The sequence below is a fragment of the Serratia sp. X3 genome, assembly GCF_014982455.1.
GTDB lineage: Bacteria > Pseudomonadota > Gammaproteobacteria > Enterobacterales > Enterobacteriaceae > Serratia > Serratia ureilytica.
The window spans coordinates 154933-177833 of the sequence record NZ_JADCNB010000007.1 but is presented as its reverse complement, the minus strand read 5'-3'; the positions used below and the strand labels follow the sequence as shown (position 1 = coordinate 177833).

Genomic DNA, 22901 nt, shown 5'->3' with positions numbered 1-22901 from the left:
TTGAACGACAAGCAGCAACCGTCGGCCGCAGCAGGGCGCCGCGTGGTCTTTTTCGATCTGGACGGCACTCTGCATCAGGAAGATATGTTCGGCAGTTTCTTGCGTTTCCTGCTGCGCCGTTTACCGCTGAATCTGCTGCTAGTGATACCGCTGTTGCCATTGATTGGTCTGGCGCTGTTGCTGCTGGGGCGCGCCGCGCGCTGGCCGATGAGCCTGTTGCTGTGGGCTATCACCTTCGGGCGTACCGAAGCGACGCTGAAGGCGCTGGAGCGGCAGTTCATTGAGGTTTTCCGCCAGAAGGTCACTGCGTTTCCGGTGGTGCAAATGCGCTTGCGGCAGTATCTGGATGAGCACGATGCCGAGGTGTGGCTGATTACCGGCTCGCCGGAGCAACTGGTGGCGCAGGTGTATCGGGATTCGGCGTTTCTGCCGCGGGTGCGGTTGGTCGGCAGCCGCATCGCGCGTCGCTATGGCGGCTGGGTGCTGACCTTGCGCTGTCTGGGCGTGCAAAAAGTGGTGCAGCTGGAGCAACGGCTCGGCGCGCCGCTGAAGCTGTACAGCGGTTACAGCGACAGCAAGCAGGATAACCCGCTGCTGTTTTTTTGCGAGCACCGTTGGCGGGTGAGCAAGCAGGGCGAGCTGCAGCAGCTGGAATAAACAAAGGGCGGAGAATTCCGCCCTTTGCGGTTATCGCTGCCGCGATCAGTCGTCGATCACGTCGTGTGGTTTGCGCCCGAGCTGCCAAATCTTCTCCGCATAATGCCCCAACGCCCACAGGCTCAGGCCGAGCAGCGCGAAGAAAATTGTCTTCGGCATGCTGTCCCAGAAAAACTCGAACAGGCGGGTATAGAGGTTGATGCCGAGGAAGGTCAGCCCGAAACCGCGCAGCATGGCGTCGTCATGCTTCAACCCCAGCCAGATGGCGGCGAGGGCGGCCAGCCCGAACAGCAGGCTCCAGTGGAACAGCTCAATCTGGCGCGCGCGGTACCAGCTGTCGAGATCGCCGTAGTTGCCGAAGATGGACAGCAGCCACAGCGCGATGAACAGGTACAGCAGGCCCATCGCCAGTGACACCCGCTGCAGGCCGCGCTGCGCCAAGAGCGGCCGCAGCAGCAATGCGGCGGCGATCAGCACCCCGCCGAAGGCGATAAAGCGAATCGGGTAGCTCATGCCGAGCCAGTAGGCGCCCCAGCCGGACAGGTAGCCGGTCTCGGCGCCGAAGGCATTGCCGAGCGACAGCAGGGCGAACCACCATACCAGCCCGGAGCGGCTGAACCAGCCGATCGCGCCGTACAGCAGCGCGGCGACCAGCAGCAGCACGGAAACCCGCCCGCTGCCGTTATCCAGCCAGACGCCCAGTTGCCATAAGGCGCAGGCGGTGAGCAACACGGCGACAAACAGCGCCGCCTCATTGCCGTAGCGTTTTTCCGGATGGCGTTGACGACGACGCAGCGCCCAAACGTAGGCCAGCGCCGCCAGTACGCCGGCGATCGCCATGCGCACCGGCGCGTCGAAGCGGAACAGTTCGCTCAGCCATTCAAGCAGTGCGCTGTCGGCGAACAGGCTGGTGACGGCGATCAGCAACGAGGCCAGCGCGGCGAGAAACGCATAGCGCGCCAGCCGTCGCCAGTCGAAAGGCTGCACGTCCACATGCAGCAGCAGTTGCTGTTGTTGCTCGGGGGTCAAGGCGCCTTCCCCAACCCAGCCGTCCAGCGCCTTGCGCACCACGACGGCGTTCTTTTTACTGAGTTTCATGTTTCTTGTCCCTGAATCACACGCTGATGAGGCCAGTATAGCCATTGGCGCGCGGCTACGACAAAGGGAGGCTAGTGTGTATAATGCCCGCCGCAAAAGCGCACGAGGAATTATGCGATGACTGAATATAACGATGAGTACTGGATGCGTCAGGCATTGCAGCTGGCCCTGCGCGCGCAGGAAGAGGGCGAGGTGCCGGTGGGTGCGCTGCTGGTGCTGGACAATCAGGTCATCGGCGAGGGCTGGAACCGGCCGATCGGCCGGCACGATCCTACTGCGCACGCCGAGATCATGGCGCTGCGCCAGGGCGGCGCGGTGCTGCAAAACTACCGCTTGTTGAACGCCACGCTGTACGTCACGCTGGAACCCTGCGTGATGTGCGCCGGCGCGATGGTGCACAGCCGCATCCGCCGGCTGGTGTACGGCGCCGCCGACGAGAAAACCGGCGCGGCCGGTTCGCTGGTGGACATTTTGCGCCATCCGGGCATGAATCATCAGGTGGAGATCGTCTCGGGCGTGCTGGCGGACGAATGCGCCGCCACCCTGAGCAATTTCTTCCGCCTGCGCCGCGAACAGAAAAAAGCGCTCAAGCTGGCGCAGCGGGCGGCGGATAAGCCGGAATAATCAGTAGTTGAGCGCCAGTTCCGGCATCACCGTCGGATAGCCTTTTCCCAACGCTTCCTGCTCGGCGGCCGCTTGCGCCGCCTTTCTCTCTTTTTCCTGCAGATAACCCACCAGGCTGACCTGGTAGCGGCGGATGTTTTCTACATAATTGTAGGCTTCACGCCCGCGCGCATAGCCATAGGTCAGCTGCGGGTAGTAGCGCTTTTGGCTGAGCATCGGCAGACGCTGTTTGACGTCGACCCAGCTGTCCGGGTTGCCTTTTTGCGTTTTGGTCAGCTTGCGCGCGTCCAGCATATGGCCCCAGCCCATGTTGTAGGCCGCCAGCGAGAACCAGATGCGCTCGTCTTCCGGCACGCTGTCCGGCACCTTGGCCATCAGCCGCTGCAGGTACAGGGCGCCGCCCTGAATGCTCTCTTCCGGATCGAGGCGATCGTTGACCCCCAGACCGTCGGCGGTGGCGCGGGTCAGCATCATCAGGCCGCGCACGCCGGTGGGGGAGGTGGCCTGCGGATTCCAGTGCGATTCCTGATAGGCGATGGCCGCCAGCAGCTTCCAGTCGATCTCGTTGGCGTGTTTCTCGAACAGCGGGCGGAAGTTGGGCAGCACCGAGTCGATGGCCGACAGGAAGGTTTTGGTATCCACGTAGTCGAAGCTGCCGACGTGGCCGAGGTATTTCTCTTCCAGCCGCGCCAGGGTGCCGTCGTCCACCATCTGGCTGTAGAAATCCAGCATCGCCGCGTACAGGCTGTCGTCGCCGTCGCGTTTGAGGTACCAGGTGACCGGCTCTTCGTCGGTGACGTCGAACGCCACCGCCAGCTGTGGATGGATGCGCTGCAGCAGCGCGATGGTCACCGAATCGCCGAGGGTATAGTCCAGCTTGCCGTCGGCAACCCGCTCCAGCAGTTCTTTGGAGGTGAGATCGCTGGAGGACTCCCAGGCGAGATCCGGGTATTTATCCTGTTTGAGCTGCTTTAGCGTGCTGACGTGCGCGGAACCGGAGGCGACCGCCAGCTTGCCTTTGATGTCGGCGAAACTTTTCGGCCGCGGGGTGCCCAGCCGGTACACCAGCTGTTGGGAAACGGAGTAGTAGGCGGGGCCGGTGCGCGCGCGGCTGAGGCGCTCCTGGTTGTAAATAAGGCCCGCCGCCAGCAGGTCGGCGTCGTCGTCGTCCAGATCGTCGAACAGGTCATTGATGTTCTGATGGGGGATCACCACCAGTTTTACCCCGAGGTAGTTGGCGAAGCGCTTGGCCAGTTCGTAGTCGAGCCCACCCGGCCCTTGCTTGGTGTTGAAATAGGTCAGCGGTGAATTCAGCGTGCTGATACGCAACTCGCCGCGGGAAATGATCTCCTGGAGTTGCCCGCCCTGGCCGCTGCGCCAGGTGATATTGGGCCACAGCGCGAGAGCCAGAAGCAGAGTGACAACGCCGATGAGGATGTAGTTTATTTTAAGACGTTTCAAATAGTTATCCAGTGATGGCACAGGTACGCCGGCGACGACAACCGCGACTTTTCTCATGGTTAAATCACCAGTGCGGGGGGCATTTTGCGCAACAAAACGCCAGTGTGCAACTTTATTGACACGTTATGACAATTCGACGGTGCGGCGCGCTTTTATCAATAATCCCTACGCAAACGGTTTCGTCGGCGGCGAGGATTCTCTATAATGACGCGCGTTTTCCCCTGTTGCGCCCAATGAAGCGTCTTATCCGTCGCTTCGAAGACGAGAGAACTTTGATTATGGAAATTCTGCGTGGTTCGCCCGCTTTATCGGCTTTTCGCATTACCAAACTGCTGTCCCGCTGCCAGGACGCCCACCTGCCCGTCAGTGATATCTACGCCGAGTACGTCCACTTTGCCGATGTTAGCGCACCGCTAAGTGCCGAAGAACACGCCAAACTTCAGCGCTTGCTCAAGTACGGTCCTTCTCTCGCCGAACACGCCCCCGCAGGCCGGCTGCTGCTGGTCACGCCGCGTCCGGGCACCATTTCCCCCTGGTCTTCCAAAGCCACCGACATCGCCCACAACTGCGGTTTGCAACAGGTGCTGCGGCTGGAGCGCGGTCTGGCGTTCTACGTCAAGGCGCCTGAGCTGACGGAAGCCCAGTGGCACCAGCTCGCTGCGCTGCTGCACGATCGCATGATGGAAACCGTCTTCAGCGAGCTGCAACAGGCTGAACAGCTGTTCGCGCACCATCAGCCGGCGCCGTATCAGTCGGTCGACGTGCTGGGCGCAGGGCGCGCCGCGCTGGAGCAGGCCAACGTCCGGCTCGGCCTGGCGCTGGCGCAGGACGAGATCGACTACCTGCTGAATGCCTTTACCGGTTTGGGGCGCAACCCGACGGATATCGAACTCTATATGTTTGCGCAGGCCAACTCTGAGCACTGCCGCCACAAGATTTTCAACGCCGACTGGATCATCGACGGCGAACAGCAGCCCAAGTCGCTGTTCAAAATGATCAAGAACACCTATGAGCAGACGCCGGACTATGTGCTGTCGGCGTATAAAGACAACGCCGCGGTGATGGAAGGCTCGCAGGTCGGCCGCTTCTTCGCCGCGCCGGAGAACGGCACGTACGATTACCATCAGGAAGACGCGCACATCCTGATGAAGGTGGAAACCCACAACCACCCGACGGCGATCTCGCCGTGGCCGGGCGCCGCGACCGGCTCCGGCGGCGAGATCCGCGACGAAGGCGCCACCGGCCGCGGCGCCAAGCCGAAGGCCGGCCTGGTGGGGTTCTCGGTATCCAACCTGCGGATTCCCGGCTTTGAACAGCCGTGGGAGCAGGACTTCGGCAAACCGGAGCGCATCGTCACCGCGCTGGACATCATGACCGAAGGCCCGCTGGGCGGCGCGGCGTTCAACAACGAATTCGGTCGCCCGGCGCTGCTGGGCTACTTCCGCACCTATGAAGAGCGTGTCAACAGCCATAACGGCGTCGAGCTGCGCGGCTACCACAAACCTATCATGCTGGCGGGCGGCATCGGCAACATCCGCGCCGATCACGTGCAGAAAGGGGAAATCACCGTCGGCGCCAAGCTGGTGGTGCTGGGCGGCCCGGCGATGAATATCGGTCTGGGCGGCGGCGCGGCGTCATCGATGGCGTCCGGCCAGTCCGATGCCGATCTGGACTTCGCGTCGGTGCAGCGCGACAACCCGGAAATGGAACGCCGCTGTCAGGAAGTGATCGACCGCTGCTGGCAGCTGGGCGACCAGAACCCGATCCTGTTTATCCATGACGTCGGCGCCGGCGGCCTGTCCAACGCGATGCCGGAGCTGGTGAGCGACGGCGGCCGCGGCGGCCGTTTCGAACTGCGCGACATCCTCAACGACGAGCCGGGCATGAGCCCGCTGGAAGTATGGTGCAACGAATCGCAGGAACGTTACGTGATGGCGATCGCCCCGGCGCAGATGGCGCAGTTCGACGAGATCTGCCGCCGCGAGCGCGCGCCTTACGCGGTGATCGGCGAAGCGACCGAAGAGCAACATCTGACGTTGAACGATCGTCACTTCGACAATCAGCCGATCGACATGCCGCTGGACGTGCTGCTCGGCAAGACGCCGAAGATGACCCGCGACGTGACCCGTCTGCAGGCGCAGGGCCAGGCGGTACAGCGTGAGAACATCACGCTGGCCGACGCGGTGAAGCGCGTGCTGCATCTGCCGGCCGTGGCGGAGAAAACCTTCCTGATCACCATCGGCGACCGCACCGTTACCGGCATGGTGGCGCGCGACCAAATGGTCGGCCCGTGGCAGATCCCGGTGGCCGACTGCGCGGTCACCACCGCCAGTCTGGACAGCTATTATGGCGAAGCGATGTCGCTCGGCGAACGCGCGCCGGTGGCGCTGCTGGACTTCGCCGCCTCCGGCCGCCTGGCGGTCGGGGAAGCGCTGACCAACCTGGCCGCCACGGAAATCGGCAGCCTGAAGCGCGTGAAGCTGTCCGCCAACTGGATGGCCGCCGCGGGCCACCCGGGTGAAGACGCCGGCCTGTACGAAGCGGTGAAAGCGGTGGGCGAAGAGCTGTGCCCGGCGCTGGGCATCACCATTCCGGTGGGCAAAGACTCCATGTCGATGAAAACCCGCTGGCAGGAGGGCAATGAACAGCGTGAAATGACCTCGCCGCTGTCGCTGGTCATCACCGCCTTCGCCCGCGTGGAAGACGTGCGCCACACCGTGACGCCGCAATTGCGCACCGATAAGGGCGACAGCGCGCTGCTGTTGATCGACCTGGGCAACGGCCATAACGCACTGGGTGCTACCGCGCTGGCGCAGGTTTATCGCCAACTGGGCGACAAACCGGCCGATGTGCGCGATGTCGCGCAGCTGGCGGGCTTCTTCAACGCCATGCAGCAGCTGGTGGCCGATCGCGCGCTGCTGGCTTATCACGACCGCGCTGACGGCGGCCTGCTGGTGACGCTGGCGGAGATGGCCTTCGCCGGTCACTGCGGCGTAGAGGTTAACCTCGATGGCCTCGACGACGATGCGCTGGCGGTGCTGTTCAACGAAGAGCTGGGCGCGGTGATCCAGGTGAGCGCCGAACGTCTCGACGACGTGAAGCGGGCGTTCGCGCAGCACGGTCTGACCGACAACGTGCATCACATCGGCAGCGTACAGGCCGGCGATCGTTTCGTCATCAATCAGCACGGCAAAGCGTTGTACAGCGAAAGCCGCAATACCCTGCGCATCTGGTGGGCGGAAACGACCTGGCAGATGCAGCGTCTGCGCGACAACCCGGCGTGCGCCGATCAGGAACATCAGGCCAAGCAGGATGAACAAGATCCCGGCCTGAACGTGAAGCTGACCTTCGCCCCCGAGGAAGACATCGCCGCGCCGTACATCGCCAAGGGCGCTCGCCCGAAAGTGGCGGTGCTGCGCGAGCAGGGGGTGAACTCCCACGTTGAAATGGCGGCGGCGTTCCACCGCGCCGGCTTTGACGCCGTGGACGTGCACATGAGCGATCTGCTGGCCGGGCGCCGCGATCTGCAGGACTTCCACACGCTGGTGGCCTGCGGCGGCTTCTCCTACGGCGACGTTCTGGGCGCCGGCGAAGGCTGGGCGAAGTCTATCCTGTTCAACGAGCGGGTGCGCGACGAGTTCGAGGCGTTCTTCCACCGTCCGCAGACGCTGGCGCTGGGCGTGTGCAACGGCTGCCAGATGATGTCCAACCTGCGTGAGCTGATCCCGGGCGCCGAACACTGGCCGCGCTTCGTGCGCAACCTGTCGGATCGCTTCGAGGCGCGCTTCAGCCTGGTGGAAGTGGCGGCCAGCCCGTCGCTGTTCATGCAGGGCATGACCGGCTCGCGCATGCCGATCGCCGTTTCCCATGGCGAAGGGCATGTCGAAGTGCGCGATGCGGCGCATCTGGCGGCGCTGGAAAGCCACGGTTTGGTGGCGCTGCGTTTCGTCAACAACGCCGGTCAGGTGACGGAAGCTTACCCGGCTAACCCGAACGGTTCGCCGAACGGCATTACCGCCGTGACCAGCGCCAACGGACGTGCCACGGTGATGATGCCGCACCCGGAACGCGTGTTCCGCACGGTCAGCAACTCCTGGCACCCGGAAGAGTGGGGCGAGGACAGCCCGTGGATGCGCATGTTCCGCAACGCCCGTAAGCAGCTGGGCTAAAAACGGCCACCACCGTACAGAGGGCGCAAGCAATTGCGCCCTTTTTTATGGTCGGCGTTCGCCGACTGGCGGCAGTGTCTGCATTTTGCGACAAGCGCTGGTTTGCTTGTCGCTAAATGGAGACATTTAACCCATTGATTTTATTATCGGTAAACAGGTTTGACTTTAGTTGTCGGCGTTTGGCGACAGAGCGGCGTTTATTTCATCACTGGCCGGCGCGGAATCGGTGAATCAAACTACAGGATTTTATTTATTTTTTATTAAAATCAATTGGTTGTTAATTTGTTTGCAAAGTTGGCACGTAACGTGCATTATTCTCTGCGGTTGCTCATTCACCTTTTTATGACGGCGCCGTAATTAAACGGCACATCGCCTCATAAGCCTCCGAATGATGCCAAAGAAATGGTGCCTATCGTCCAACCAAACCGATAACAGACCGCGCAAGCGGCTTTATCAAGCATCGGGCGACACGTGGAGTGAGGCACCGCCTGTATCCAACTGTGATGAAGGGTTCATCAATCCTGGATACTTACGGATGCTATTCGTCCTGTTCGATGCCAGCCGCTGCGCTACATCACCCTGGGGACGAGGTTCAAGGGCATCCACACTTTCCTTGCGGCGGGGCAAGCTTATTGCCCCGGCGTCAATTCTCAACGCTGCGCTTACTCCTGTTTCGTTGCCTATGCCCGCGAACACAGACGTTGTCCAAACCGTATCGCTTTCGTTCCCGTTTACCGTATTGCTGCCGCGTGTCGTCGGTGCGCTTCTGCGCACGTTTCACCGATCCCGCGGCTTTTTCCTTTTGCGTTCAGGATTCTCCCTTGCCGGGCTTTTCTCTTTCCGGCGAGTCAGTTAGCATCGTGACAGGCCTGAGAGAATGAGATGATTTCGTTGAAAAAATGGCGTTTATTCCCACGTTCGCTGCGGCAATTGGTGCTGCTGGCGTTCCTGTTGGTGCTGCTGCCGCTGTTGGTGCTGGCCTATCAGGCCTACCAGAGTCTGGATCACCTGAGCGCGCAGGCGGCGGACATCAACCGCACCACGCTGGTGGACGCGCGGCGCAGCGAGGCGATGACCAGCGTGGCGCTGGAGATGGAGCGCAGCTATCGTCAGTACTGCGTGCTGGTTGAGCCCACGCTGCAGAAGCTGTACCAAAATCAGCGCAAGCAGTATTCGCAGATGCTGGACGCCCACGCGCCGATCTTGCCGGACGAGCGCTACTACCAAACGTTGCGTCAGTTGCTGACCCAGCTGGCGGCGATCAAGTGCCATAACAGCGGGCCTGATCAAGAAGCCTCCGCTTTGCTCGAGTCGTTCTCGCGCTCCAATGCCGAAATGGTGCAGGCCACGCGCGCGGTGGTGTTCTCGCGCGGCCAGCAGCTGCAGCAGGCCATCGCCGAGCGCGGCCAGTTCTTCGGCTGGCAGGCGCTGCTGCTGTTCCTGGTCAGCGTGCTGCTGGTGGTGCTGTTCACCCGCATGATCATCGGGCCGGTCAAGGCCGTGGAGCGGATGATCAATCGCCTGGGGGAAGGGCGTGCGTTGGGCAGCACCGCATCGTTCAAAGGGCCGCGCGAGCTGCGTTCGCTGGCGCAGCGCATCATCTGGCTGAGCGAACGGCTGGCGTGGCTGGAGTCGCAGCGCCACGAGTTCCTGCGCCATATCTCGCACGAATTGAAAACGCCGTTGGCCAGCATGCGCGAAGGCACCGAACTGCTGGCCGACGAGGTGGCGGGGCCGCTGACTTCCGACCAGAAAGAGGTGGTGGCGATCCTCGACAACAGCAGCCGCCACCTGCAGCAGCTGATTGAACAACTGCTGGATTACAACCGCAAACTGGCCGATGGCCCGGCGGAGCACGAGAACGTCGAGCTGCGCGAGATGGTCGATTTGGTGGTCGCCGCGCACAGTTTACCGGCGCGGGCGAAGATGATTTCCACCGAAATCGCACTGGAAGCGGAAATCTGCTGGGCAGAGCCTACGCTATTAATGCGCGTGCTGGATAATCTCTACTCCAATGCGGTGCACTACGGCAAGGAATCCGGTAACATTTGGATCCGCAGCCGTCAGGTTGGACAACGGGTGCAAATCGACGTCGCCAATACCGGCACGCCGATCCCCGAGGCTGAAAGAGCCATGATTTTCGAGCCTTTTTTCCAGGGTAGTCACCAGCGAAAAGGGGCGGTAAAAGGAAGCGGACTGGGGTTGAGCATCGCTCAGGACTGTATCCGTCGCATGCGCGGTGAGCTGCAACTGGCGACGGTCGCCGGTGCAGACGTCTGCTTCCGCATTGAACTGCCGTTAACCGCCGAGAATGAATAAATAATGTACACATGGTCTAAACGCCTTCGTCTTTCACAGACCGAACGTTCACCGCGTGCCACGCACAGAGCGCCGCTCGGCAAACGCCCGATCAGCTGGCTGGGCGCCGTTTTCTTTATGCCGCTGTTGCTGGCGGGCTGCGTCGATCGCGCCGTCAGCGGCGGATTGAGCGCTCAGCAGCAAGAGGCGATCCCGGATACCAAGGTGATCGATTACCGCACCGCGGCTTGCGATACCCTGTGGCAATTGGACGAGAAGGACGCGCTGGATAACGCGCTCTACTGGCTGCGCGCGATGGACTGCGCCGATCGCATCGGCTCGACCCAGGCGCGTGCGCTGGCGAAAACGGTGCCGGGCGATAGCTGGTCCGGCGTTTTCAAACAGAGCATCCTGCTGGGGAGCGCACAGCCGACCTCCGGTGAACGCCGCCAGATGCTCGACAGGATCAACAGTTACCGGATGGAGTTCCCCGGTTCGCTGCGTCCGTTGACGCAGCTGTGGCGCCAGCAGCAGATGCTGCAGATCACGTTGTTCGATGAGAAAGCGCGCTATCAGCATCTGCAGGAGAGCAGCGACAGCCAGATCGATTCGCTGCGCCAGAATCAGGCGCGCCTGCAGTCGCAGCTGCAGGACACCTCACGCAAGCTGGAAAACCTGACCGATATCGAGCGCCAGCTCTCATCGCGCAAGCAGCTGCAAGGGGAAATCCCGGAAAACGGCGCGGGCCAGCAGAAGGGCGAAGCCGCCGGTAAAAGCGGCGCGGCCGCCAAAGGCGCTGAAACGCAGGACGAACCGGAAAAAGGCACCGCGCTGCCGGTTGAACCGGAAGACACCTATACGCCGCATCCCGCCAATAAGGAGTCCCACGCGCAATGACCGCTCGCAAACCGGCCAACCTGTTATTGGTTGACGACGATCCCAGCCTGCTGAAGCTGCTGGGCATGCGCCTGACCAGCGAAGGTTTTCACGTCACCACCGCCGAAAGCGGCCAGGAAGCGCTGCGCCTGTTGGCGCGCGAACAGATCGATCTGGTGATCAGCGATCTGCGCATGGATGAGATGGACGGCATGGCGCTGTTCGCCGAAATCCAAAAGCATCAGCCGGGCATGCCGGTGATCATTCTTACCGCGCACGGTTCGATTCCCGATGCGGTGGCCGCCACCCAGCAGGGGGTGTTCAGCTTCCTCACCAAGCCGGTGGATCGCGATGCGCTCTATAAGGCCATCGACGAGGCGCTGTCGCTGTCGGCCTCCCCCGCGGGTGACGACGCCTGGCGCGAAGACATCGTCACCCGCAGCCCGTTGATGCTGCGCCTGCTGGAGCAGGTGAAAATGGTGGCCCAGTCCGACGTCAGCGTATTGATCAACGGCCAGAGCGGCACCGGTAAAGAGGTGTTGGCGCAGGCGATCCACGCCGCCAGCCCGCGCGCCGGCAAGGCGTTCATCGCCATCAACTGCGGCGCGTTGCCGGAGCAACTGCTGGAATCCGAACTGTTCGGCCACGCCAAGGGCGCCTTCACCGGCGCGGTCAGCAGCCGCGAAGGGCTGTTCCAGGCGGCGGCGGGCGGCACGCTGTTCCTCGACGAGATCGGCGACATGCCGCTGTCGCTGCAGGTGAAACTGCTGCGCGTGCTGCAGGAGCGCAAGGTGCGGCCGCTGGGCAGCAACCGCGATCTGGACATCGACGTGCGCATCATCTCCGCCACCCACCGCGATCTGCAAAAGGCGATGGCGAAGAACGAGTTCCGCGAAGACCTTTACTACCGCCTCAACGTGGTAAACCTGAAGATCCCGGCGCTCAACGAGCGCGCCGAAGACATTCCGCTGCTGGCCAATCACCTGTTGCGCGAAGCGGCTCAGCGGCACAAGCCGTTCGTGCGCAGCTTCTCGACCGACGCCATGAAGCGGCTGATGACCGCCAGCTGGCCGGGCAACGTGCGTCAGTTGGTCAACGTCATCGAGCAGTGCGTGGCGCTGACCTCGGCGCCGGTGATCAGCGAAGCGCTGGTGGAACAGGCGCTGGAAGGGGAAAACACCGCGCTGCCGACTTTCGCCGAAGCGCGCAACCAGTTTGAGTTGCACTATCTGCGCAAACTGCTGCAGATCACCAAGGGCAACGTAACCCAGGCCGCGCGCATGGCGGGCCGCAACCGCACCGAGTTTTACAAATTGCTGTCGCGCCACGAGCTGGACGCCAACGATTTCAAAGAATGACAGATTTCCGCCGGTGCCTGCCACGCAGGTTCTCAACAAATCCGGCGGAATGATTTACACTCCGTTCTCTTTGCCGCGGCGCGCCCCGGCGTAGAGCACCATGGAACGTATTAAGCGGGATCGTACACAAATGAGCAGATCACTTTCCATCGCCCTGGCCCAGCTGAACCTGCTGGTCGGCGACATTGAAGGCAACACCGAACGCATGTTGCAAATCGTGCAGGAGCAGCAGAAGGCGGGAGCCGATCTGGTCATGTTCACCGAACTGGCGCTGTCCGGCTACCCGCCGGAAGACCTGCTGTACCGCAATGATTTCTATCAGCGCTGTGATGCGCAGCTGCTGCGCCTGCAGCAGGCTTCAGCCGAGACGGCGATCCTGGTCGGCCACCCGTGGCGCGAAGGCGACAAACTGTACAACGCGCTGTCGCTGTTTGCCGAAGGCCGCCTGCTGACCCGCTACTTCAAACAGCAGTTGCCGAACTACGGCGTGTTCGATGAGAAGCGCTATTTCCACGCCGGCAACGACACCTGCGTGGTGGAACTGAAAGGCTACCGTCTTGGGCTGCTGATTTGCGAAGATCTGTGGTTCCCGGAGCCGATCGACGCCGCCAAGGCCGCCGGTGCGGAGATTATCCTGTCGATCAACGCCTCGCCGTATAACCGCGAAAAACCGTATATCCGCAAAACGCTGATGGCTGGCCACTGCCAGCGCACCCAGCTGCCGCTGGTGTACCTCAACCAGGTCGGCGGCCAGGATGAGCTGATCTTCGACGGCTGCTCCAAGGTCTTCGACGCCGCCGGCACCATGACCCACCGTCTGGCGGCCTTCGACGAGCAGGTCACTCGCCTGGAATTCAACGAGCTGGACGTGGTGCCGATGGCCGATCCGGCCGCCGAACTGCCGCAGCTGGCGCAGGTGTATCAGGCGCTGGTGCTGGCGGTGCGCGACTACGTGACCAAGAACGGTTTCAAAGGCGCGGTGCTGGGGCTGTCCGGCGGCATCGACTCGGCGCTGACGCTGGCGATCGCCGTGGATGCGTTAGGTAAAGACAAGGTGCAGGCGCTGATGATGCCGTTCCGCTATACCGCGGACATCAGCATCGCCGACGCCAAGGAAGAGGCGGAAATCCTCGGCGTGGAGTTCGATATCGTGTCCATCGAGCCGATGTTCGATGCCTTTATGGGCCAGCTGTCGCCGATGTTCGCCGGCACCGAGCGCGACACCACCGAAGAGAACCTGCAGGCGCGTTGCCGCGGGGTGGTGCTGATGGCGCTGTCCAACAAACGCCGCAGCATCGTGCTGACCACCGGCAACAAGAGCGAAATGGCGGTCGGTTACGCCACGCTGTACGGCGATATGGCCGGCGGTTTCGACGTGCTGAAGGACGTACCGAAAACGCTGGTGTTCAAGCTGTCCGAATACCGCAACACCGTCTCCTACGTGATCCCGCAGCGGGTAATCGATCGTCCGCCGTCCGCCGAGCTGGCGCCGGATCAGGTCGATCAGGACAGCCTGCCGCCGTACGATATCCTGGATGCGATCCTGGAAGGCTACGTTGAGCGCGACAAGTCGGTCGCCGATCTGGTGGCCGAAGGCTTCGATGAAGCGATCGTGCGCAAGGTGATCCGCCTGGTGGACATCAACGAATACAAGCGGCGTCAGGCCGCCGTCGGGCCGCGCATCACCGCCCGTAACTTCGGCAAAGACCGCCGTTATCCCATCACATCCGGTTTTGGCCGCAAAAATTGGTAATAAGGAAAGAAGATGAAAAAGATCGACGCGATTATCAAGCCGTTCAAACTGGATGACGTCCGCGAAGCGCTGGCCGAAGTGGGCATCACCGGCATGACGGTCACCGAAGTCAAAGGCTTCGGCCGCCAGAAGGGCCACACCGAGCTGTACCGCGGCGCCGAGTACATGGTCGACTTTCTGCCGAAGGTGAAGATAGAGATCGTGGTTGCCGACGACATCGTCGACACCTGCGTAGAAACCATCATGCAGACGGCGCAGACCGGCAAGATCGGCGACGGCAAGATCTTCGTCTTCGACGTGGCGCGCGTGGTGCGCATCCGTACCGGCGAGCAGGACGAAGAAGCGATCTGATCCTCACAAGGGTCCTCGGCCATCAGGGCGCAGCTTGCTGCGCCCTTGTCATTTCTGTCCCCCGCACATCGCACTTCTTCGCCTCATTGTTCTCCTCATTTTTGCCTGTCGGCATTCTAAAAAAGCGAACGCTATCGCGTTTTTGATACTTTTCCCGATCGCTTCACGGCCGGCGTCTACACTCAACGCAATGTTTTTGCTTGAGGAATCATTCCCCATGATGACGTTACGCCAAATTCGCCACTTCATCGCCGTGGCGGAAACCGGGTCGATCTCCGCCGGCGCCCAGGCGGTGTTTGTCTCCCAGTCTTCGCTGACGCTCGCTATCCAGCAGCTGGAAACCGAGATCGGCGTGCGGCTGTTCGATCGCCACGCCAAGGGCATGACGCTGACCCATCAGGGGCACCAGTTTTTGCGCCAGTCGTATCTGATCCTGGCGACGGTGGACAACGCCAAGCGCAGCCTGCAGATCGGCACAGAAAGCCTGACCGGCAAGCTGACCATCGGCGTCACCAGCCTGGTGGCCGGCTACTTCCTGGTGGAACTGCTCACGCGCTTTAAATCGGCTTATCCCAATGTCACCGTGCAGGTGGTTGAAGACGAACGCCCGTACATCGAGCATCTGCTGGTCAGCGGCGAGATCGACATCGGCGTGCTGATCTTGTCGAACATCGAGGACCGAGACGCGCTGCAGACCGAGGTGCTGATGCACTCGCCGTACCGCCTGTGGCTGCCGCCGCTGCACCCGCTGCTGGAGCACGAGAGCATCAGCCTGGCGGACGTGGCCAAACAGCCGCTGATCCAGCTCAACGCCGATGAAATGGACGTGCACGCGCGGCGCATCTGGGCGCGCGCCGGGCTGAAGCCGGAGATCGCCATGAAGACCGCCTCGACCGAGGCGGTGCGCAGCCTGGTGGCGGCGGGGATGGGAGTCTCCATCCAGCCGGACATGGCGTACCGCGCCTGGTCGCTGGAGGGCAACATGATCGAGGCGCGCAAGCTGGACGATCTGCTGGAACCGCTGGATATCGGGCTGGCATGGCGGCGCGGCAGCGCGCGGCCAGAGCTGGTGACGCCGTTCCTCACCATCGCGCGCGAGAACGGCAGCAAACACGCCGCCGGGCTTAAGCATTCGATTTAATCGAACGCGGCGTTCAGTATTTAGAATTTGTTGCCCGCCAGAGGCTCGCTTAGGCTGATTAAAACTAACTTATTCACATTTGGTTAACGTTTTTGTCACTTAGGGGCGTCAGGCGATGGCGGATGTGCAGGTTCTCTCAGGTTTGTCCTGTCAGCAGTTCATTAACGGTCAGCTTATCGACGGCGAAGGCCAGCAGGAATGCATCGTCAATCCGGCCAACGGCGAGACGCTGATCGCCCTGACCGAAGCCTCTTCGGCGCAGGTCGGCAGCGCGGTAAAAGCCGCGCAGCAGGCGTTCAGCCACTGGTCGCGCACCACGCCGGCCCAGCGCGCCACGCTGTTGCTGCGCATCGCCGATGCCATCGAGCGGCAGGCGCCGCAGCTGGCGCAGCTGGAGGCCCTCAACTGCGGCAAACCGCTGCATCAGGCGCTCAATGACGATCTGCCGGCGGCGGTCGACGTGTTCCGCTTCTTCGCCGGCGCGGTGCGCGCTCAACAAGGGCAACTGGCCGGTGAGTATGTGCCGGGCCACACCTCGATGATCCGTCGCGATCCGATCGGCGTAGTCGCCTCGATCGCCCCCTGGAACTATCCGCTGATGATGGCGGCGTGGAAGATCGCGCCGGCGTTGGCGGCGGGCAATACCGTGGTATTCAAACCGTCCGAGCACACGCCGCTGACTATTCTGGCGCTGGTGCCGGCGCTGCAGGAGATCCTGCCGCCGGGCGTGCTGAACATCGTCTACGGCGGCGGGGAAGGGGTCGGCAGCCAGCTGGTGGGGCACCCGCAGGTGCGGCTGGTGTCGGTCACCGGCGATATCGTCACCGGGCAAAAAATTCTCCAGGCGGCGGCCAAAAGCGTCAAGCGCACTCATCTGGAGCTGGGGGGCAAAGCGCCGGTGATCGTCTGCGACGACGCCGATCTCGACGAAGTGGTCAACGGCATTCGCACCTATGGCTATTACAACGCCGGCCAGGACTGCACCGCCGCCTGCCGCATCTACGCGCAGGCCGGCATCTATCCCAAACTGGTGGACGCGCTGGGCGAGGCGGTCGCCAGCCTGCGCTTTGCCCGCAAGCGCGATCAGGACAACGAGATCGGCCCGCTGATAAGCAGCCGCCAGCGCGATCGCGTCGCCAGCTTTGTCGAGCGCGCGCTCAGCCAACCGCATATCGAATTGATCACCGGCGCCGCGGCGCACTCCGGGCCGGGATTCTACTATCAGCCGACCCTGCTGGCGGGCTGCCTGCAAAGCGACGAGATCGTGCAGCGCGAGGTGTTTGGCCCGGTGGTCAGCGTCACGCGCTTCGAGCATCTGGCGCAGGCGGTCGAGTGGGCCAACGACTCGGAATATGGGCTGGCTTCGTCGGTGTGGACGCAAAATATCGATCGGGCGCTGCACATCGCCGCCCATTTGCAGTACGGCAGCACCTGGATCAACACCCATTTCACCTTGGCGAGCGAAATGCCGCACGGCGGCCTGAAACGCTCCGGCTACGGCAAGGATCTGTCCAGCGATTCGCTGCAGGATTACAGCGTTGTCAGGCACGTAATGGCGAAGTTCAAAGCCAGCTTCTAGCGGTTCCATAAAGCAAAATCGGGCGGCAGCCGTTCCCTGCCGCACACAGATACGCAACACAGGGGTAATTACGATGAGAAAAACTACCGCAGTCACCACCACCGTCTCCGCGCTCTGTCTCACCGTGCTGTGCGGCCTGGCTCAGGCGGCCGATCTGCCGCAGTCGCTGGGCAAAGGCGAAGGCCGGCTGGACATCATCGCCTGGCCCGGCTACATCGAACGCGGCCAGTCCGACAAAAACTACGACTGGGTCACCCAGTTTGAGAAGCAAACCGGCTGCGCGGTGAACGTGAAGACCGCCGCCACCTCCGATGAAATGGTCAGCCTGATGGCCAAAGGCGGCTACGATCTGGTGACCGCCTCCGGCGACGCCTCGCTGCGCCTGATCTTCGGCAAGCGGGTGCAGCCGATCAACACCGCGCTGATCCCGAACTGGAAGAACATCGACCCGCGCTTGCTGAACGGCGCCTGGTACACCGTGGACGGCAAAACCTACGGCACGCCGTACCAGTGGGGGCCGAACCTGCTGATGTACAACACCAAAACCTTCCCGACGCCGCCGGACAGCTGGGCGGTGATCTTCCAGCAGCAGAACCTGCCGGACGGCAAGAGCAACCAGGGCCGGGTGCAGGCTTACGACGGCCCGATCTACATCGCCGACGCGGCGCTGTTCCTGAAGGCCACCCAGCCGCAGCTCGGCATCAGCGATCCTTACCAGCTCAACGAAGAGCAGTATCAGGCGGCGCTGAAGCTGCTGCGCAGCCAGCACGCGCTGATCCACCGCTACTGGCACGATACCTCGGTGCAGATGAGCGACTTTAAAAACGAAGGCGTGGTGGCTTCCAGCGCCTGGCCGTATCAGGCCAACGCCCTGAAGGGCGAGGGGCAGCCGATCGCCACCGTGTTCCCGAAAGAGGGCGTGACCGGCTGGGCGGATACCACCATGTTGCACAGCGACGCCAAACACCCGAGCTGCGCCTACCAGTGGATGAACTGGTCGCTGGAGCCGAAGGTGCAGGGTGACGTGGCGGCCTGGTTCGGATCGGTGCCGGCTTCGCCGGCGGGCTGCAAGGCCAGCGCGCTGCTGGGTGAGAAGGGCTGCGAAACCAACGGTTTCAACCAGTTTGACAAAATCGCCTTCTGGAAAACGCCTCAGGCGCAGGGCGGCAAGTTCGTGCCGTACAGCCGCTGGACCCAGGATTACATCGCCATCATGGGCGGCCGCTAAGCCGCGGGGCGCAGCCCGCTGCGCCCGAATTACATCAGAATGGAGCACAGAAAATGACCATTGCCGTGCAATTCATCGATGTTTCGCGGACTTTCGGCGATGTTCGCGCCGTGGATCGGGTATCCATCGACATTCAGGACGGGGAATTCTTCTCCATGCTCGGGCCGTCCGGCTCGGGCAAAACCACCTGCCTGCGCCTGATCGCCGGCTTTGAACAGCTCACTTCCGGCTCGATTCGCATTCACGGCCAGGAAGCCGCCAACCTGCCGCCGTATCAGCGCGACGTGAATACCGTGTTTCAGGATTACGCGCTGTTTCCGCACATGTCGGTGCTGGAAAACGTCGCCTACGGCCTGATGGTGAAGGGCGTCGCCAAACGCGAGCGGCTGGCGCGGGCGCAAGAGGCGCTGGAGAGCGTGGCGCTCGGTTTCGTCGCCGAACGCAAGCCGGCGCACCTGTCGGGCGGCCAGCGGCAGCGCGTGGCGCTGGCGCGCGCGCTGGTCAATCGGCCACGGGTGCTGCTGCTGGACGAACCGCTCGGCGCGCTGGATCTCAAGCTGCGCGAGCAGATGCAGGGCGAGCTGAAGAAGCTGCAGCGCCAGCTGGGCATCACCTTTATCTTCGTCACCCACGATCAAAGCGAAGCGCTGTCGATGTCCGATCGGGTGGCGGTATTCAATAACGGCCGCATCGAGCAGGTGGATACGCCGCGCGAGCTTTACATGCGGCCGAAGACGCCGTTCGTCGCCGAGTTCGTCGGCACCTCCAACGTGGTGCGCAGCGAGCTGGCGCAGCGCCTGCTCGGCGAAAGCCGAACCTTCTCGATCCGGCCGGAGCATATTCGCCTGCTGGAGCAAGGCGGCGCGGCGCAGGACGAAATCCAGGTGCAGGGCACGCTGCAGGAAATCCACTACCAGGGCGCGGCCACGCGCTATGAGATCGCGCTGAACGGCGGCGAAAAGCTGCTGGTCAGCCAGGCCAATCCACAGTGGATCGCCGAAGGGCAACAGCGGCAGATCGGCCAGCCGATCGTCGCCTGCTGGCCGCGCGCGGCGATGGTGCCGCTGCTGGAGGAGAGGTGAGATGGACATGAGCATCGATTCCCCCCCGGCGCGCGGCGGTAGCGTGCGCGCGCTGTCGACCTGGCTCTATCGCCGGCCGACGCTGTATCTGCTGTTACTGCTGGTGCCGCCGCTGCTGTGGTTCGGCGCGGTGTACCTCGGCTCGCTGCTGACGCTGCTGTGGCAGGGGTTCTACACCTTCGACGATTTCACCATGGCGGTGACGCCGGATCTGACCTTCGCCAACCTGGCGGCGCTGTTCAACCCGGCCAACTACGACATCATCCTGCGCACGCTGACCATGGCGGTGCTGGTGTCGCTGGCCAGCGCGGTACTGGCGTTCCCGATCGCCTATTACATGGCGCGTTACACCAGCGGCCGCGTCAAGGCGTTCTTTTACATTGCGGTGATGATGCCGATGTGGGCCAGCTATATCGTTAAAGCCTATGCCTGGACCCTGCTGCTGGCGAAAGACGGCGTGGCGCAGTGGTTCCTGCAGCACCTGGGGCTGGAGCCGCTGTTGGCTTCGCTGCTGACGGTGCCCGGCGTCGGCGGCAACACGCTGTCGACCTCGGGGCTGGGGCGTTTTCTGGTGTTCGTTTATATCTGGCTGCCGTTCATGATCCTGCCGATCCAGGCGGCGCTGGAGCGCCTGCCGCCCTCGCTGCTGCATGCTTCGGCGGATCTGGGCGCCCGGCCGGCGCAGACCTTCCGCCACGTCATTTTGCCGCTGGCGGTGCCGGGCATCGCCGCCGGGTCGATCTTCACCTTTTCGCTGACGCTGGGCGATTTCATCGTGCCGCAGCTGGTGGGGCCGCCGGGTTATTTCATCGGCAGCATGGTCTACGCCCAGCAGGGCGCGATCGGCAATATGCCGATGGCCGCGGCCTTTACGCTGGTGCCGATCGTCCTGATCGCCATCTACCTTTCCATCGTCAAACGTCTGGGGGCTTTCGATGCACTCTGAACGCGCGCCCTTAGGGCTGAAGCTGGCCGCCTGGGGCGGACTTGTCTTCCTGCATTTCCCGTTGGCGATCATCGCCATCTATGCCTTCAACACCGAAGACGCGGCCTTCAGCTTCCCGCCGAAGGGCTTTACGCTGCACTGGTTCAACGTCGCCGCCGGGCGGCAGGACATCCTCGATGCGGTGCTGCTGTCGGCGCAGATCGCCTGCCTGGCGACCGCCATCGCGCTGGTGCTCGGCACCCTGGCGGCGGCGGCGCTGTATCGGCGCGATTTCTTCGGCAAGGACAGCATTTCGCTGCTGCTGCTGCTGCCGATCGCGCTGCCGGGGATCGTCACCGGCCTGGCGCTGCTGGCGGCGTTCAAGGCGCTGAACATCGAGCCCGGCATCCTGACCATCGTCGTCGGCCATGCGACGTTCTGCGTGGTGATCGTGTTCAACAACGTCATCGCCCGATTCCGCCGCACCTCGTACAGCCTGATCGAGGCTTCGATGGATCTCGGCGCCGACGGCTGGCAAACCTTCCGTTACGTGATCTTGCCGAACCTCGGCTCGGCGCTGCTGGCCGGCGGCATGCTGGCGTTCGCGCTGTCGTTCGATGAAATCATCGTGACCACCTTTACCGCCGGCCACGAGCGCACGCTGCCGCTGTGGCTGCTGAACCAGCTCGGTCGCCCGCGCGACGTGCCGATCACCAACGTGGTGGCGCTGTCGGTGATGCTGTTGACCATGCTGCCGATCCTCGGCGCTTACTACCTGACCAAAGGTGGGGAAAGCGTCGCCGGCAGCGGCAAATAATTTCCTTACCCGACCTCTGACAAAAGGATAACCCTATGCAAAGCCAACTGTTGATTGACGGCCAACTGGTGAATGGCCAGGGCGCGACCCAGCCGGTGTATAACCCGGCGACCGGCGAAGTGATCGCGCAGGTGGCGGAGGCCAGCCCGGAGCAGGTCGATCGTGCGGTGCTGGCGGCGGACGCCGCGTTCGCCGCCTGGGGGCAAACCACGCCGAAGGAGCGCGCCGAGCATCTGCTCAAGCTGGCGGATCTGATCGACGAGCATGCCGAGACCTTCGCCAGGCTGGAGTCGCTCAACTGCGGCAAGCCTTATCACTGCGTGCTGAACGACGAGCTGCCGGCGGTGGCCGACGTATTTCGCTTCTTCGCCGGCGCCAGCCGCTGCCTGACCGGCATGGCGGCCGGTGAGTATCTGGCCGGGCACACCTCGATGATCCGCCGCGATCCGCTCGGCGTGGTGGCCTCGATCGCGCCGTGGAACTACCCGCTGATGATGGCGGCCTGGAAACTGGCGCCGGCCTTGGCGGCGGGCAACTGCGTGGTGATCAAGCCTTCGGAGCAGACGCCGCTGACCACCTTCAAATTGGCCGAACTGGCCGCCGGGCTGTTCCCGCCGGGCGTGCTCAACGTGCTGTTCGGGCGCGGCGCCAGCGTCGGCGATCGGCTGACCGGACATGACAAGGTGCGCATGGTGTCGCTGACCGGGTCGATCGCCACCGGCGAGCACATCATCGCCCACACCGCCGCCGGCATTAAACGCACCCATATGGAGCTGGGCGGCAAGGCGCCGGTGCTGGTGTTCGACGATGCCGATCTTCAGCAGGTGGTGGACGGCATTCGCGGTTTTGGGTTCTACAACGCCGGCCAGGATTGCACAGCCGCCTGCCGCATCTACGCGCAGAAAAGCATTTATCCCGAGCTGGTGAAGCGGCTGGGCGAGGCGGTGGCCAGCCTGAAGATCGGCGCGCCGGACGACGAGAGCACCGAGCTGGGGCCGTTGATTACCGCCCAGCATCTGGAGCGGGTGGCCGGTTTTGTCGAGCGAGCCAAAGCGTTGCCGCATGTGCAGGTGGTCACCGGCGGCGAGAAGGTGAAGGGGCCGGGCTACTATTTCCAGCCGACGCTGCTGGCCGGCGCGCGCCAGGAAGACGAGATCGTGCAGCGCGAAGTGTTCGGCCCGGTGGTGACGGTGACGCCGTTCGACGACGAAGAGCAGGTACTGGCCTGGGCGAACGAATCCAACTACGGGCTGGCGTCGTCCGTATGGACCCGCGACGTGGGCCGCGCACATCGCTTAAGCGCCCGCCTGCAATACGGCTGTACCTGGGTGAACACCCACTTCATGCTGGTGAGCGAGATGCCGCACGGCGGCCAGAAACTGTCCGGCTACGGCAAGGATATGTCGATGTACGGGCTGGAGGATTACACGGCCATTCGTCATGTGATGTTCAAACATTGATTTTACAATAATTATCCGCACAAT

At 62.8% G+C, this 22901-nt stretch carries 17 protein-coding genes; 15 read left to right on the top strand and 2 right to left on the bottom strand.

What is annotated here, in order from left to right; genetic code table 11:
* Nucleotides 1–657 carry a phosphatidylglycerophosphatase C gene (gene yfhb, locus IMX17_RS21545; protein ID WP_046897770.1) on the top strand — a complete coding sequence of 219 codons (657 nt, stop codon included), beginning with the start codon at nt 1–3 and terminating at the stop codon, nt 655–657.
* Between the two features lie 45 nt (nt 658–702).
* Here the strand turns inward: yfhb and IMX17_RS21540 are convergent, their stop codons facing one another.
* Entirely contained in the window at nt 703–1755 is a 1053-nt protein-coding gene (locus IMX17_RS21540) for a DUF2157 domain-containing protein (RefSeq protein WP_193550211.1), read from the bottom strand.
* Nucleotides 1756–1872: 117 nt separating this feature from the next.
* On the opposite strand from IMX17_RS21540, the gene tadA reads away from it, so the two are divergent.
* On the top strand, nt 1873–2379 hold the full coding sequence (gene tadA, locus IMX17_RS21535; RefSeq protein WP_033644114.1) for a tRNA adenosine(34) deaminase TadA: 507 nt from the start codon (nt 1873–1875) through the stop codon (nt 2377–2379).
* Here tadA and mltF read toward each other — a convergent pair whose 3' ends face one another.
* A complete protein-coding gene (gene mltF / locus IMX17_RS21530; RefSeq protein ID WP_004941352.1) occupies nt 2380–3840 on the bottom strand; it encodes a membrane-bound lytic murein transglycosylase MltF in 1461 nt (486 codons plus the stop codon).
* Nucleotides 3841–4115: 275 nt separating this feature from the next.
* Here mltF and purL point away from each other — a divergent pair, with 275 nt between their 5' ends.
* From purL to patD, 13 genes are all read left to right on the top strand, one after another.
* Nucleotides 4116–8009, top strand: coding sequence for a phosphoribosylformylglycinamidine synthase (gene purL, locus IMX17_RS21525; protein ID WP_193550228.1), 3894 nt, complete (start codon nt 4116–4118; stop codon nt 8007–8009).
* Nucleotides 8010–8891: 882 nt separating this feature from the next.
* Nucleotides 8892–10328, top strand: a complete 1437-nt coding sequence (locus IMX17_RS21520; RefSeq protein ID WP_046897768.1) for a HAMP domain-containing sensor histidine kinase — start codon at nt 8892–8894, stop codon at nt 10326–10328.
* Nucleotides 10329–10331: 3 nt separating this feature from the next.
* Nucleotides 10332–11204: a two-component system QseEF-associated lipoprotein QseG gene (qseG, locus tag IMX17_RS21515; protein WP_052759931.1), complete on the top strand. Its 873-nt coding sequence runs from the start codon at nt 10332–10334 to the stop codon at nt 11202–11204.
* Nucleotides 11201–12541, top strand: a complete 1341-nt coding sequence (glrR, locus tag IMX17_RS21510) for a two-component system response regulator GlrR (protein WP_033644111.1) — start codon at nt 11201–11203, stop codon at nt 12539–12541. Before qseG ends, glrR begins: the two co-directional genes overlap by 4 nt.
* Nucleotides 12542–12671: 130 nt before the next feature.
* Entirely contained in the window at nt 12672–14294 is a 1623-nt protein-coding gene (locus IMX17_RS21505; protein WP_033644110.1) for an NAD+ synthase, read from the top strand.
* 12 nt (nt 14295–14306) lie between these two features.
* Nucleotides 14307–14645, top strand: a complete 339-nt coding sequence (glnB, locus tag IMX17_RS21500; protein ID WP_004847623.1) for a nitrogen regulatory protein P-II — start codon at nt 14307–14309, stop codon at nt 14643–14645.
* A gap of 217 nt (nt 14646–14862) precedes the next feature.
* Nucleotides 14863–15786 carry a LysR substrate-binding domain-containing protein gene (locus IMX17_RS21495; protein WP_015378793.1) on the top strand — a complete coding sequence of 308 codons (924 nt, stop codon included), beginning with the start codon at nt 14863–14865 and terminating at the stop codon, nt 15784–15786.
* A gap of 115 nt (nt 15787–15901) precedes the next feature.
* Nucleotides 15902–17365 carry a gamma-aminobutyraldehyde dehydrogenase gene (locus IMX17_RS21490; RefSeq protein ID WP_193550210.1) on the top strand — a complete coding sequence of 488 codons (1464 nt, stop codon included), beginning with the start codon at nt 15902–15904 and terminating at the stop codon, nt 17363–17365.
* 73 nt (nt 17366–17438) lie between these two features.
* Entirely contained in the window at nt 17439–18593 is a 1155-nt protein-coding gene (gene ydcS / locus IMX17_RS21485) for a putative ABC transporter substrate-binding protein YdcS (protein ID WP_025303928.1), read from the top strand.
* Nucleotides 18594–18646: 53 nt separating this feature from the next.
* Nucleotides 18647–19675, top strand: coding sequence for an ABC transporter ATP-binding protein (locus IMX17_RS21480; RefSeq protein WP_015378790.1), 1029 nt, complete (start codon nt 18647–18649; stop codon nt 19673–19675).
* Nucleotide 19676: 1 nt separating this feature from the next.
* Nucleotides 19677–20621, top strand: a complete 945-nt coding sequence (locus IMX17_RS21475) for an ABC transporter permease (RefSeq protein WP_021504515.1) — start codon at nt 19677–19679, stop codon at nt 20619–20621.
* The gene (locus IMX17_RS21470) at nt 20611–21417 is read left to right on the top strand and encodes an ABC transporter permease (protein ID WP_004941378.1); all 807 of its coding nucleotides are present in this window, start codon (nt 20611–20613) and stop codon (nt 21415–21417) included. The genes IMX17_RS21475 and IMX17_RS21470 overlap by 11 nt, the downstream gene beginning before the upstream one ends.
* A gap of 35 nt (nt 21418–21452) precedes the next feature.
* Nucleotides 21453–22877, top strand: a complete 1425-nt coding sequence (gene patD / locus IMX17_RS21465; RefSeq protein ID WP_015378788.1) for an aminobutyraldehyde dehydrogenase — start codon at nt 21453–21455, stop codon at nt 22875–22877.
* The last annotated feature ends 24 nt before the right edge of the window (nt 22878–22901 follow it).